The 13,000-nt window shown below is 72.8% G+C and carries 11 protein-coding genes and 1 pseudogene; 6 read left to right on the forward strand and 6 right to left on the reverse strand.

The genetic code is table 11. The features are described 5' to 3' along the window. Nucleotides 1-17: 17 nt before the first annotated feature. Together ACZ7H1_RS17965 and ACZ7H1_RS17970 are read right to left on the reverse strand one after the other, a co-directional pair. A complete protein-coding gene (locus ACZ7H1_RS17965) occupies nt 18-950 on the reverse strand; it encodes a carbohydrate kinase family protein (RefSeq protein ID WP_470787720.1) in 933 nt (310 codons plus the stop codon). Continuing rightward, nucleotides 947-1,900: a pseudouridine-5'-phosphate glycosidase gene (locus tag ACZ7H1_RS17970; RefSeq protein ID WP_470787722.1), complete on the reverse strand. Its 954-nt coding sequence runs from the start codon at nt 1,898-1,900 to the stop codon at nt 947-949. Before ACZ7H1_RS17970 ends, ACZ7H1_RS17965 begins: the two co-directional genes overlap by 4 nt. Nucleotides 1,901-2,086: 186 nt before the next feature. On the opposite strand from ACZ7H1_RS17970, the gene ACZ7H1_RS17975 reads away from it, so the two are divergent. Beyond that, nucleotides 2,087-2,455, forward strand: a complete 369-nt coding sequence (locus ACZ7H1_RS17975; protein ID WP_470787723.1) for a cupin domain-containing protein — start codon at nt 2,087-2,089, stop codon at nt 2,453-2,455. Here ACZ7H1_RS17975 and ACZ7H1_RS17980 read toward each other — a convergent pair. The 3 genes from ACZ7H1_RS17980 to ACZ7H1_RS17990 all read right to left on the reverse strand — a co-directional run bounded on the left by ACZ7H1_RS17980 (nt 2,445) and on the right by ACZ7H1_RS17990 (nt 5,389). Beyond that, nucleotides 2,445-3,752, reverse strand: coding sequence for an MFS transporter (locus ACZ7H1_RS17980; protein ID WP_470787725.1), 1,308 nt, complete (start codon nt 3,750-3,752; stop codon nt 2,445-2,447). The genes ACZ7H1_RS17975 and ACZ7H1_RS17980 overlap by 11 nt on opposite strands. A gap of 153 nt (nt 3,753-3,905) precedes the next feature. Continuing rightward, entirely contained in the window at nt 3,906-4,460 is a 555-nt protein-coding gene (locus ACZ7H1_RS17985) for a methylated-DNA--[protein]-cysteine S-methyltransferase (RefSeq protein ID WP_470787727.1), read from the reverse strand. A gap of 53 nt (nt 4,461-4,513) precedes the next feature. Continuing rightward, complete coding sequence (locus ACZ7H1_RS17990; RefSeq protein ID WP_470787729.1) at nt 4,514-5,389, reverse strand: glycerophosphodiester phosphodiesterase; 876 nt, start codon at nt 5,387-5,389, stop codon at nt 4,514-4,516. Between the two features lie 279 nt (nt 5,390-5,668). On the opposite strand from ACZ7H1_RS17990, the gene ACZ7H1_RS17995 reads away from it, so the two are divergent. The 5 genes from ACZ7H1_RS17995 to ACZ7H1_RS18015 all read left to right on the forward strand — a co-directional run bounded on the left by ACZ7H1_RS17995 (nt 5,669) and on the right by ACZ7H1_RS18015 (nt 12,883). Next, nucleotides 5,669-6,538, forward strand: a complete 870-nt coding sequence (locus ACZ7H1_RS17995) for an MHYT domain-containing protein (protein WP_470787731.1) — start codon at nt 5,669-5,671, stop codon at nt 6,536-6,538. Between the two features lie 51 nt (nt 6,539-6,589). Then, nucleotides 6,590-8,746, forward strand: coding sequence for an excinuclease ABC subunit UvrB (uvrB, locus tag ACZ7H1_RS18000; RefSeq protein ID WP_470787733.1), 2,157 nt, complete (start codon nt 6,590-6,592; stop codon nt 8,744-8,746). Nucleotides 8,747-8,975: 229 nt separating this feature from the next. Further along, a complete protein-coding gene (locus ACZ7H1_RS18005) occupies nt 8,976-9,554 on the forward strand; it encodes a TerD family protein (protein ID WP_470787735.1) in 579 nt (192 codons plus the stop codon). A 51-nt stretch (nt 9,555-9,605) separates the two neighbouring features. Further along, on the forward strand, nt 9,606-11,606 hold the full coding sequence (locus tag ACZ7H1_RS18010; RefSeq protein WP_470787737.1) for a TerD family protein: 2,001 nt from the start codon (nt 9,606-9,608) through the stop codon (nt 11,604-11,606). 251 nt (nt 11,607-11,857) lie between these two features. Further along, entirely contained in the window at nt 11,858-12,883 is a 1,026-nt protein-coding gene (locus ACZ7H1_RS18015; RefSeq protein WP_470787738.1) for a TerC/Alx family metal homeostasis membrane protein, read from the forward strand. A 17-nt stretch (nt 12,884-12,900) separates the two neighbouring features. Here ACZ7H1_RS18015 and ACZ7H1_RS18020 read toward each other — a convergent pair. Continuing rightward, nucleotides 12,901-13,000 (reverse strand): annotated as a pseudogene (locus ACZ7H1_RS18020) (hypothetical protein); the annotation flags it as partial.

Here is a 13,000-nt window from a genome sequence, read left to right on the forward strand (position 1 = left end):
CGGTCGGTACGGCCGGTTCACCCGGGACGGCCGCCCAGCCGCGCCACCGCCTTCGCGCCCGCCCGGCAGCCCGCCCCGGCCGCCGCCGCGGGGGCGGCGCCGCCGAGCCGCGCCGCCAGGAAGCCGCCGGTGAACGCGTCGCCCGCGCCGGTCGAATCGACCGCCGCCACCGGCGCACCGGGCACCTCGGCGGTCACCGTGCCCGACTCGGCCACCAGGGCACCTGCGGCTCCCTGCGTGACGACGACCAGCGGGACGCGGCGGCTCAGCGCCGCCGCCGCGTCGCGTACCCCGGCCGATGGCGGGACGCCGGCCAGCAGGCGGGCCTCGTCGGCATTGGGCAGCAGCACGGACGCACCCGCCACGGCGTCGAGGAAACGTTCCGTCCCGAGCGTCGCCAGGAATCCCGCCGACGCCGGGTCCACGCTCACCGGCACCCCGGCCGCCAGCGCCGTGCGCAGCGCCAGCCGTGCGAGCCCGCGGCTCGTCCCGGCGAAGAACAAGTAGCCGGACAGGTGGAGATGGGCCACGCCGTCGAGCAGGGCCGGATCCCAGTCCGCCGGGGAGAGCCGCAACGCCGCCCCGCTGTCGGTCAGGAAGGTCCGCTCGGCCGTCCCGTCGACGAGGGAGACCACCGTGCCGGTCGGCTCCACCGGATCGACGACCAGCCGCGGCCGCACCCCCGACCGCTCCAGCGAGCGCGTGTGCCACTCCGCCGACTCGGTGCCCACGCGGGCCAGCAGGGCGACGTCGCGCAGGCCCTCGTGCACCGCCCAGCACGCCGCGTTGGCGCCCGCGCCGCCGGGCAGCGTACGGATCCGGGCGGCCGTGTCCGTCGCCGGTACGAGCGGCTCCGGGTGCACCGCCACGACATCCGTGATCACGTCCCCCACGACCAGCAGGGCCCCGCAGTCCGCCGGTACGCGCGCCGCTCCGCCCGTTCCCGTCACGGGGCCGACCGCTCCGACCGCTGCGACTGCCGAGACCAGGCTCCTGCGATCCGCGCCGCCAGCCGTACGTTCCCGCGCACGGCGGCCAGGTTGGCCTCCAGGGACGCCCCGCCGGTGTGCGTGACCAGGCGCTCCAGCAGGAACGGGGTCACCGCCTGCCCGGTGACCCCCCGCTCCCGCGCCTCCGCCAGCGCCTCGCCCAGCACCCGGTCGTGCAGCTCCGGATCCAGCTGCTCCGCCTCCGGTACGGGCTGCGCGACCAGCAGCGCCGATTCGGGCCCTCCCAGGGCGTCCTGAGCGGCCATCACCGCGGCGACCTCGTCGGGGGTGTGCACCGTCCAGTCCACCGGCTCGCCGGAAGTGGCCAGATAGAACCCGGGGAAACGATCCGTCCCGTAGCCGAGCACGCCCACCCCGAGGGTCTCCAGCCGCTGGAGGGTGGCCGGTACGTCCAGGATCGACTTCACCCCCGCACACACCACCGTGATCCGCGTCCGCGCCAGCAGGGCGAGATCCGCCGACTCGTCCTGCGTGTGCGTCCATTCCCGGTGCACACCGCCCAGCCCGCCGGTCGCGAACACCCGCAGCCCGGCCCGCGCCGCCAGGAAGGCCGTCGCGGAGACGGTGGTGGCGCCCGAGGCCCCGGCCGCGACCGCGGGCGCGAGATCCCGGTGGCCGAGCTTGCGCACGGAGTCGTCCCCGGCGATCCGCTCCAGCTGCGCCTTGTCCAGCCCGGCGTACGGCACCCCGTCGAGCACCGCGACCGTCGCCGGAACGGCACCCTCCGAGCGGACCAGTGCTTCCAGTTCCGTACCCACCAGCAGATTGCGGGGGCGTGGCAGACCGTGCGCCAGAATCGTCGATTCGAGTGCGACGACGGGCCGCTGCCGGGCCTGCGCCTCGCGTACTTCCTCGGAGAGAACCGGGACGACCGGTGAGTGCTGTGGCATGTCCCCATCCATGGCACAGCGGATGCGCCCCCAAACGCGCCCCCCGTCCGCACCTCCGGCAGAGGGTCGTCTTACGGACACGGCGGCCGGCGGCCGGCCGCTCGACAGGGTGACCGGTCGACCCGTCCGATCATGGACGGGTTGGACACCCTGAGGGAGCGGCCCCGCAGGCTAGGGTGGCGCGCCATGAGCACCAGTGACCACACCGCCACACCCGCTTCGTTCGCCGTCTCCGTCGTGGACGCCGAACTGGAAATCGAACCGCTCGACCCCGCCCAGATCGTGTCGGGCGAGCCCGTCGTCACCGGCAAGGTGCTGTGGGAGTCGGCGGACGGGACGCAGGTGCGCGGCATCTGGCAGATCACGCCGGGCGTGGTCACCGACACCGAGGCCGACGAGCTGTTCGTGGTGATCAGCGGGCGCGCCACGATCGAGGTCGAGGGCGGCGACACGCTGGAGGTCGGGCCGGGCACGGCCTGTGTGCTGCGCGAGGGCGACCGGACCACCTGGACCGTCCACGAGACGCTCCGCAAGGCCTACCACATCAGCCTTTGACGGCTCCGGCCCCTTCGCGGGCCGCGGGGTGCCGCCGCGCGGTGAACAGGGCCAGGGCCGCCATCGGCAGCAGGAGCGCGGCGCCGATGGCGTTGAGCCAGCCGTAGCCCGCCTGTGCGACGACCAGTCCGGCCGCCGCGCCGCCGATGCCCGCGCACGTGTTCATGGTCAGGTCCGACAGGCCCTGGACGGCGGCCCGGGCGGCCTGCGGCACCGAGTCGGTGAGCAGCGCCGAGCCCGCCACCATCCCGGCCGACCAGCCCAGGCCCAGCAGGAACAGCCCCGCGGCCGTCTGTGCGTGGTGGGGTCCCGCCGTGCCCGCGAGCAGCGCGGCGACCGAGAGGAGCCCTGCGGCCAGGCCGATCACCGACAGGCGTCCCAGCCGGTCCGCCAGCCAGCCCATCACCGGCGAGAAGGCGAACATGCCGGCGATGTGGCCGCTGATGACCAGGCCGATCAGCTCGAGTCCGGCCCCGTGGTGACCGAGGTCCAGCGGGGTCATCACCATGATCGAGACCATGGTGGTGTGCGAGACGGCGACCGTCACCAGCGCCAGGCGGGCCCGCGGGGACGCCTTCACGGCGGCGAACCCGGCCCGCAGCGACCTGGCGGCGGGCGTCTGGTCGGCGGCCCCCGCCAGAGCGCGGGCGGCGAGCAGCGGGTCGGGCCGCAGCAGCACGCCGATCAGGCAGGCGGTCAGGACGAAGATGCCGGCGGCCCACACGAACGGGCCCGCCGTCTCGGGTATGGAGGTGCCGGCGAAGCTGCGGCTGGCCGGCGCGGAGAGGTTCGGCCCGAGCACGGCACCGATGGTCGCCGCCCACACGACCGTGGAGATCGCCCGGGCCCGGTGGTCGGGCGCCGCGAGGTCGGCCGCGGCGAACCGCGCCTGGAGGTTGGCCGAGGACGCGGCGCCGAACAGCGCCATGCCGAGCATCAGCAGCGGGAAGCTCGACACCACGGCGGCGAGCACCACCAGACCCGCACCGACCGCGCCGGTCAGGTACGCGAGCACCAGGCCCGGCCGCCGTCCACGCGCGGTCATCAGGGCCGCGAGCGGCAGCGAGACCAGTGCCGTGCCCGCGACGGCCGCGCTCGAAGCCAGTCCGGACAGCTCCTCCGTCCCGCTGACCTCGGTCGCCAGGACCGGCGCCAGCGCGATGCTGATCGGCGCGCCGAGGCTGCCGACGATCTGGCCCGCGATGAGCACGGTGGAGACGCGCCGGCGCAGCGCGGGCAGGTCGGCGGCCGTCACGACCAGGCCCGGGCCGGAGCGGGACGAGGAGTCGGTAGTCATCGCTGAAGTTTCGCACCCCTTACGTCGCCCGTACAGGCACGTCACGGGCGGTGCCGGGCCTGCGCGGGGTGCACCGGGTCCCGCCCGGTGCCTGCCCGGCCGGTGCTTGCAGTGTGCCCGCCCGGCGCGAGCCCGCGGGTCGGGCGGGGCGGCTCAGAACAGCGGCTGCGGAAGGAATCCCTCCAGGGCCAGCAGCGTGCGCTTGGCCTCCAGCCCGCCGCCGAATCCGCCGAGCCCGCCGTCGCTCTCCACCACCCGGTGGCAGGGCACGACCACCGGCAGCGGATTGGACCCCATGGCCGCCCCCACGGCCTGCGCGGCTCCCGGCTGCCCGACCCGCGCGGCCAGCTCGCCGTACCCCACCACCGCGCCGTACGGCACGCTGCGCTCCAGCTCCCGCAGGACCTGACGGTTGAAACCCCCGCTCAGCCGCCAGTCCAGGGGCAGGTCGAACCGCCGCAGCCCGCCGGCGAAGTACGCCGTCAGCTGGCGGACCGGCTCGGCCAGCAGGACCTCCCCGCCGGCCGCGGGGCGTATCGCCTCGATTCCGAGCCGGGCGGCGAGTTCGCCGGCCATCCGCTCCTCGCCGTGGAACTCCACGCGGACCAGTCCCTCGTCCGTGGCGGCGAGGAACAGCGGCCCGACGGCACTGACGGCGCTGCCGAGGATGGTCCATTCGAGCCGGGGCCCGGAGGCGTTCGCGTTCACGCCACCACCGTACGGCCGGGCACCGACAGCGGCGCCCGGCCTGCGGAAACGGCTCAGAAGCCGCCGACGGCGTCCTGGACCACGTCCGGCTTGTTCGTGATGATCCCGTCCACGCCAAGGTCGCGGACCCGCCGCGCGGTGGCCGCGTCGTCGACCGTCCACGTGTTGACCGTCATGGCCGTTCCGTGGGGGCCCTCGAGCGCGTGCACCGCGTCCACCCACGCCTTCGACAGCGACGAGTGCTGGGGGTTGATCCGGTCGGTGAAGGCCGCGTACCGGGGCAGGTCGGCGGCCCGGGGCGCGCCCAGGTATCCGGTGGTCACGTCCGGCCGCGCCGCGTGGACGGCCTTCACGGACGCGACGCTGAAGCTCTGGACGACCAGCCGCCGGTCCAGGTGGTGCTCGTCGAGCCACCCCGCCTGGTCCAGCACCCGCAGGGTGTCGCGCTCGATGCCCGGGTAGAGCTCCGGCTTCTTGATCTCCAGCAGCAGCCCCTGCTGGTTCAGCCCGAGGCGGTCGACGAACTGGCGCAGCGTGGGCACCTTGGCCCCCGCGTAGTACGGGCTGAACCAGCTGCCCGCGTCGAGCCGGGCGATCTCGGCCGCGGTGAAGTCCTTGACCTTCCACGGCGCACGGCCCGGGAAGACCTGCTCCACGTCGGTGGTGCGGCTGAGGGTGTCGTCGTGGATGACGACGAGTACGCCGTCCCGGGTCCGCTGGACGTCGTTCTCCACCCAGTCGATGCCGAGGTAGTCGGCGTAGTCGACCGCGGCGAGGGTGTTCTCGGGCGCGTATGCGGAAGCCCCCCGGTGCGCGAAGACGGTCGGGGCGTCCAGCCGATAGGGGTCACGGGCGGTGGACTCGCCCGGGCTGAGGAAGGTGAGGCCCAGGACGGCGGCTACGGCCGCCGCGACGGATCGTACGTACATGTGCGTTCTCCTCGGAGTCGGCAACCGGCGGGCCGGCGGGCGACGCAGTGGTGACCACAGTCAGCGTGGCAGCGCGGCGGCAACGCGGAACGGGCCGCGGATGGCCGCAGGATGAACGAATCCGCCCCGACCGTCCGCTGGCGGAAAACAGGTCGGGACCAATCTGGCCCGAGGCGGTGCGCGAGCACGGTCCGGCGCCATACGCTCGCCCTCAATCGGGCCCGCACCAGCGCACGTTGGACGAGGTGCCGGTCCGGTACGGCTGAAGGGCGGGCGGGGATGCACGGAACGGGCGGACTGACGGGCACGTACGGCACGGTCGACGGGTTCAGCTATGGCCTGATCACGCCCCTCGCGGCGTACTTGATGGCCTGTCTGGGCGCCGCACTGGGACTGCGCTGCACGACCCGGTCCCTCCTCGTCGAGCGGTCCTGGCGGCCCGGCTGGCTGGCCCTCGGGGCGACCGCCATCGGATCGGGTATCTGGACGATGCACTTCATCGCGATGATGGGCTTCTCGATCGCGGAGTCGCCACTGAACTACGACAAACGGACCACGTTCGCGAGCCTGGCCGTCGCGATCGTCATGGTCGGCGTGGGGATCTTCATCGTCGGCTACCGCGGCAGCACCCCGATGTCCCTCGTCACGGGCGGCACGATCACCGGCCTGGGCGTGGCCTCCATGCACTACCTGGGCATGGCGGGCATGCGGCTGCACGGCCGCCTCGAATACGACACGAAGGTCGTCGCGCTGTCCGTGGTGATAGCCGTCGTGGCCTCCACCGCCGCGCTCTGGGCGGCCGTCAGCATCCGCGGCCTCCTCCCGGCGGTGGGCGCCAGCCTGGTGATGGGCGTGGCCGTCACCGGCATGCACTACACCGCCATGGCGGCCCTCCGGGTCCGGATCGGCGGGGGGTACGGCGAACTGGGCGGGCAGGAGCCGGCCACCCTCCTCGCGCCCCTGCTGATCGGACCGGTGGTCTTCCTGATCCTGGCCGGGGTCGTGGTGATGTTCGACCCGCTCCTGGTCATGGGCACGCAGGACTGGCAGAAACCCGGGGAGGACCGGCGTCCCGCCCCTGCCCCCAGGCGTCCCGTGTACCCCGTACGGCCGCCCTATGACGAGCCCTCGTACCCCGGGGACCGGTGATCCGGCGCCGACGGGTGCGTCCGTGTCAGTGGGGGGTCGTACGGTGGTTCCATGCGGCCCGTATCGAAGATCGAACGCACGGTGGCCCCTTTCGAGGTGGTCAGTCCCTACCAGCCCAGCGGTGACCAGCCGGCGGCCATCGCCGAGCTGGAGCGGCGTATCCGTGCGGGTGAGAAGGACGTCGTACTGCTCGGCGCCACCGGCACCGGAAAGTCCGCGACCACCGCCTGGATGATCGAGAGGCTCCAGCGGCCGACGCTGGTCATGGCGCCGAACAAAACCCTCGCGGCCCAGCTGGCGAACGAATTCCGCGAGCTCCTGCCCAACAACGCCGTCGAATACTTCGTCTCGTACTACGACTACTACCAGCCCGAGGCGTACGTCCCGCAGTCGGACACGTACATCGAGAAGGACTCCTCCATCAACGAGGAAGTCGAGCGGCTGCGGCACTCCGCGACGAACTCCCTCCTCACCCGGCGGGACGTCGTCGTCGTCGCGTCCGTCTCCTGCATCTACGGCCTCGGCACCCCGCAGGAGTACGTGGACCGGATGGTCCCGCTCAAGGTCGGCGAGGAGTTCGACCGCGACCAGCTGCTGCGCCGGTTCGTCGACATCCAGTACACGCGCAACGACCTCGCCTTCACCCGGGGCACCTTCCGGGTCCGCGGAGACACCATCGAGATCTTCCCGGTCTACGAGGAACTGGCCGTCCGCATCGAGATGTTCGGCGACGAGATCGAGGCGCTGTCGACGCTGCACCCGCTGACCGGCGAGGTCATCAGCGAGGACCGCGAGCTGTACGTCTTCCCGGCCAGCCACTACATCGCCGGACCCGAGCGCATGCAGAAGGCCATCGCGGGGATCGAGGCGGAGCTCGCCGAGCGGCTGGCGGAGCTGGAGAAGCAGGGCAAGCTCCTGGAGGCGCAGCGGCTGCGCATGCGCACCACGTACGACCTCGAGATGATGCAGCAGATCGGCTCCTGCTCCGGAATCGAGAACTACTCGCTGCACATGGACGACCGCGAGCGCGGTTCCGCGCCGAACACGCTGATCGACTACTTCCCGGAGGACTTCCTCCTGGTCATCGACGAGTCCCACGTGACCGTCCCGCAGATCGGCGCGATGTACGAGGGCGACGCCTCCCGCAAGCGGACGCTGGTCGACCACGGCTTCCGGCTGCCGTCCGCCCTCGACAACCGGCCGCTGAAGTGGGAGGAGTTCCAGGAGCGGATCGGCCAGACCGTCTACCTGTCCGCCACCCCGGGCAAGTACGAGCTCTCGCGCGGCGAGGGCTTCGTCGAGCAGATCATCCGCCCGACCGGACTCATCGACCCGGAGGTCGTGGTCAAGCCCACCGAGGGCCAGATCGACGACCTCGTCCACGAGATCCGGCAGCGGGTGGAGAAGGACGAGCGGGTCCTCGTCACCACCCTCACCAAGAAGATGGCCGAGGACCTCACGGACTACTTCCTGGAGCTCGGCATCGAGGTCCGCTACCTGCACAGCGACGTGGACACGCTGCGCCGGATCGAGCTGCTGCGCGAGCTGCGGTCGGGCGAGTTCGACGTCCTGGTCGGCATCAACCTCCTCCGGGAGGGGCTCGACCTGCCCGAGGTGTCGCTGGTCGCGATCCTCGACGCCGACAAGGAGGGCTTCCTGCGCTCCGGCACCTCGCTGATCCAGACCATCGGCCGCGCGGCCCGCAACGTCTCCGGCCAGGTCCACATGTACGCGGACAAGATGACCCCCGCGATGGAGAAGGCCATCGAGGAGACCAACCGCCGCCGCGAGAAGCAGGTCGCGTACAACACCGCCAACGGCATCGACCCGCAGCCGCTGCGCAAGAAGATCAACGACATCGTGGCGACGATCGCGCGCGAGGAGGTCGACACCGAGGAGCTCCTCGGCTCGGGCTACCGGCAGGCCAAGGAGGGCAAGGGCGCCAAGGCCCCGGTGCCGGCACTCGGCGGGAAGGCCGCCAAGGGCGCCGCGAAGGGCGGCAAGGCCGCCAAGGGTGCGAAGGGCGGCCAGGCGGCCGTGCCCACCGACCGTCCGGCCGCCGAACTGGCCGCGCTGATCGAGGAGATGACCGAGCGGATGCGGGCCTCGGCGGCAGAGCTCCAGTTCGAGGTCGCGGCCCGGATCCGCGACGAGGTGAGCGAACTGAAGAAGGAGCTGCGCCAGATGAGGGAGGCCGGTCTCGCCTGACCGCACGGCGCGTACCGCCCGGCGGGTTTCGGCACTGTGTCTCAGGAGAGACACAGAATCAAACCGGTCGGGCCCGCGGGCGGTGCCGCTGCGTAGGGTTGGGACGGCAGGCCGCCCGCAGGTCGCAGCTGCGCGGGGACCGCAACACCCGCAAGGACTGCAGGACCCGCACGACTGCGGGCTGCAAGATCGCCAGGACCGCAAGGATCGCTAGGAGAGGGGACAGCGCGTGACGGTCAACATGACCAAGGGTCAGGCCATCAGCCTGGAGAAGTCCGGCGGGGGATCCCTGACCGCAGTGCGGATGGGCCTCGGATGGCAGGCGGCCAAGCGCCGCGGGCTGTTCGGGTCGCGCACCCGTGAGATCGACCTCGACGCCTCGGCCGTGCTCTTCGCGGACAAGCAGCCCGTCGACGTGGTCTTCTTCCGGCACCTGATCAGCGAGGACGGCTCGGTCCGGCACACCGGGGACAACCTGGTCGGCGGTGTCGGCCAGGGCGGGGACGACGAAGCCATCCTCGTCGACCTCCAGCGCGTGCCGGTGCACGTCGACCAGATCGTCTTCACGGTGAACTCCTTCACCGGCCAGACCTTCCAGGAGGTCGAGAACGCCTTCTGCCGGATCGTCGACGAGACGAACGGCGAAGAGCTCGCGCGCTACACGCTGGACGGCGGCGGCCAGTACACGGCGCAGATCATGGCGAAGGTCCACCGGGCGGGCAGCGGCTGGCAGATGACGGCCCTGGGCAACGCCGCCAACGGCCGGACCTTCCAGGACCTGCTGCCGGCGATCATCCCGCACCTCTGAGGGCAGCGGGCGCAGCACGGTACGACCGAGGACGACGGGGGTAGGGCGGCGATGACGGCCGAGCTGGTGCGGGGACAGAACCACCCGCTGCCGCAGACGCGTGTGGAGATCCGGGTCTCGGCGGGCACCGCGGTGCTCGCCGGCGCCGTGCTCGGCGACGAGCACGGCCGGCTCGCCGGGCCCGAGTCGCTCGCCCACCCGGGCGCGCCACGGCTTCCCGGGGTGCAGGTGCCCGGGTCCGTGGCCGCCCGGCACCTGCTCTCCGTCGACCTGGACGCCGTCCCGGCGGCCGTCCACCAGGTCGCGGTGCTGCTCGCGCTGCCGGCGGGTGGACCGGCCCGGTTCGGGGCCGTCGCGGCCCCGTACCTCGCCGTCGCCGCCCCGGGCGGCGCGGAGATCGCCGGCTTCACCCTCACCGGACTGGACTCCGAGTCCGCCGTCGTCGCGCTGGAGCTGTACCGGCGCCAGGGCGGGTGGAAGGTCCGGGCGGTCGGCCAGGGTTACGCCGACGGCCTCGCCGCCCTGTTCGCCGACCACGGGCTGGCCGCCCCCGCGGCCGCCGCGCTCGCCTCCGCGGCCCAGACGGCGGGGCAGCCCGCGCCGGCCGGGCCCGCCCGCCACGAGCCCGCGGGCGCCGTGCCGCCGCCGGGCCCGCACACCGCCGCCGCCCAGGCCCCCGGGCCGGTCCCGCCCGTGCAGCAGCCGGCGCCGCCGTCCGTCCCGCCCGTACAGCCGGCTCCGCCCGCCGGTCCGGCGGAGCCGCCCGGCCCCGTACCCGTCCCGGGCGTCCCGTACCCCGGCACCCCCGGTCCGGCGCCCGCCATCGACTACGCCCACCCGCGCCGCGCCCGCACCGAACCGCCCGCCCCCGCCCCGCAGGCCCCCGAGCCCCGCCCCGGCGAGCCCCCGCGCCCGGTCGCCGGAGACGCCTCCGGCTGGACCATGGAGGAGCGGCTCCACAACCAGGTCTGGGGCATGTTCGAGGACCTGGCGCGCTCCGTCGCCGCCTACCGCAGCGCCGTGGACTTCGCAGACACGCGCATGGACCGGGAGCTCGACCAGGCGCTCTCCGACCCCCGCAGCAGGATCGGCAGCTCGGGGGACGCCGCCCGCGAGACCGCACGGGCCCGCCGGGACGACCTCGTCGCCCAGGCAGCCGCCGTCCTCGACCGCGACCTCGCCCAGCTCGCCGCCGAGGTGGAGGTCGTCGAACCGGCCCTCCCCGCCGCCTTCGCCCGCTGGGACCAGCCGCAGTGGCAGGCCCACCGGACCCCCGCCGAGACCCCGATGGCGCTGCGCCTGGGCGACCTGCACCTCCCGGAGCGCCCCGGCCTGCGCATCCCCATGCTGGTCCGGCTGCCGCTGGAGCGCGGCCTGTGGATCGACAGCGGCCGCACCGGCTCCGAGGCCGCGATGACGATGGACACGGAACCCCTGCGGCGGGCCGCCCTCGAGACGGCCGTCGCGCACACGGTGCGGATGCTGGCCGTGCACCCCGCCGGCGGGCTCGGCGTCCACGTGATCGACCCGGCCGGGGCCGGCGCGGCGGCCTTCGCCCCGCTGCTGCGGGCCGGGGTGCTCGCAGCGCCGCCCGCCGCGGGCGCCGCCGGGGTGACCGGTGTCCTCGCCCGGCTGACACGCCGCGTGGACCTGGTCCAGATGGCGCTGCGCGGCGGCGCCTCCGACGCCCTCCCGCCGGACCTCGACCCGGCGGAGCAGCTGCTCATCGTGCACGACTTCCCCCACGGTTTCGACGAGCGCGCCGTCACGCGCCTGCGCTACCTCGCCGACGAGGGGGCGGCGGTCGGGGTCCACCTGCTGATGGTCGCGGACCGTGACGAGGCCTCGGCCTTCGGCCCGCTGCTGGACCCGCTCTGGCGGTCGCTGCTGCGGCTGTCGCCCGTACCCGACGACCATCTCGCCGACCCGTGGGTGGGCCACGCCTGGACCTTCGAGCCCGCCCTCCCGCCGCGGGGGAGCGCGGTGCTGGAGCAGGTGCTGGCGGAGGTGGCGGCAGCCCGCGGAGGCGGGTCCGCCGGGGGCGCCCACTGAGCTCCGGCGGGCAGCTGCTGACCGTCCCCTGACCGTTCCTTGGCCTTCCCTTTACCTTTGGTGCCCCCCACCGGTACTCTTGTGTGCGCGGAGGGGAGTACTCCTGACAGCTCCTGTCGCGGTGTTCCCGTCAATACGGACCGCAATAGGTCCCGGGGCGCCGGCCCGCGGCCCCTTCGGCCGCCAGGGTGGAAGAGACCTCCGGCAGCGATGACGCTGACCTTGTGCCGTAGCCATCTGCCGGAGGCGTAGTGGACGTTTCGTTGAACCTTTGGGTGCTGACCATCATCGGTCTGGGCATCCTCATCGGTGCCGATTTCTTCATCGGCCGCAAGCCGCACGACGTGTCGGTCAAGGAAGCCGGCATCTGGACGGTCGTCTGGATCGTCCTCGCCGTCCTCTTCGGCCTCGGCCTGCTGTTCTTCGGCAACAGCCAGGCGTCGGGCGAGTTCTTCGCCGGCTTCATCACCGAGAAGTCCCTGAGCGTCGACAACCTCTTCGTCTTCGTCCTGATCATGGCGAAGTTCTCGGTGCCCTCCCACCTCCAGCAGCGCGTGCTGCTCGTGGGCGTGCTGATCGCCCTCGTCCTGCGTGCGATCTTCATCGCGGCCGGTGCCGCGATCATCACCAGCTTCGCCTGGGTCTTCTACATCTTCGGCGCGTTCCTGATCTACACCGCCTGGAAGCTCATCCAGGAGGCGCGCGCCGACGAGGACGACGAGGAGTTCGAGGAGAACCGTCTCCTCAAGTCCATCGAGAAGAAGTTCGGCGTCGCGGACCAGTACCACGGCACCAAGCTCTTCATCCGCAACAACGGCAAGCGCATCCTGACCCCGCTGATGGTCGTCATGCTCGCGATCGGCACCACCGACGTGCTGTTCGCCCTCGACTCCATCCCGGCGATCTTCGGCCTGACCCAGGACCCGTACATCGTCTTCACCGCGAACGCCTTCGCGCTGATGGGTCTGCGCCAGCTGTACTTCCTCATCGGCGGCCTGCTCAAGAAGCTGGTCCACCTCAGCTACGGCCTGTCGGTCATCCTCGGCTTCATCGGCGTCAAGCTCGTGCTGCACGCGCTGCACGAGAGCGGCGTGCACGTCCCGGAGATCTCCATCCCGTTCTCCCTGACGGTCATCTGCGGCGTGCTGGTCATCACCACGATCACCAGCCTCATCGCCTCGAAGAAGCAGGCGGCCGCCGAAGCCGCGAAGGCCGCCGAAGCCGCCAACGAGGCCGGGGCCGACGACGCCGCGGACAAGGACTCCGTGGAGGCCTGACCCGCGGGTCGGACATCAGGCAGTCGACAGTGGGGGGGGGGGGGGGGGGGGGGGGGGGGGGGGGGGGGGGGGGGGGAGGGGGGGGGAGGGAGGAGCAGACAAAATCGCCCCCCCACA

Source organism: Streptomyces sp. NPDC037401 (genome assembly GCF_055602345.1).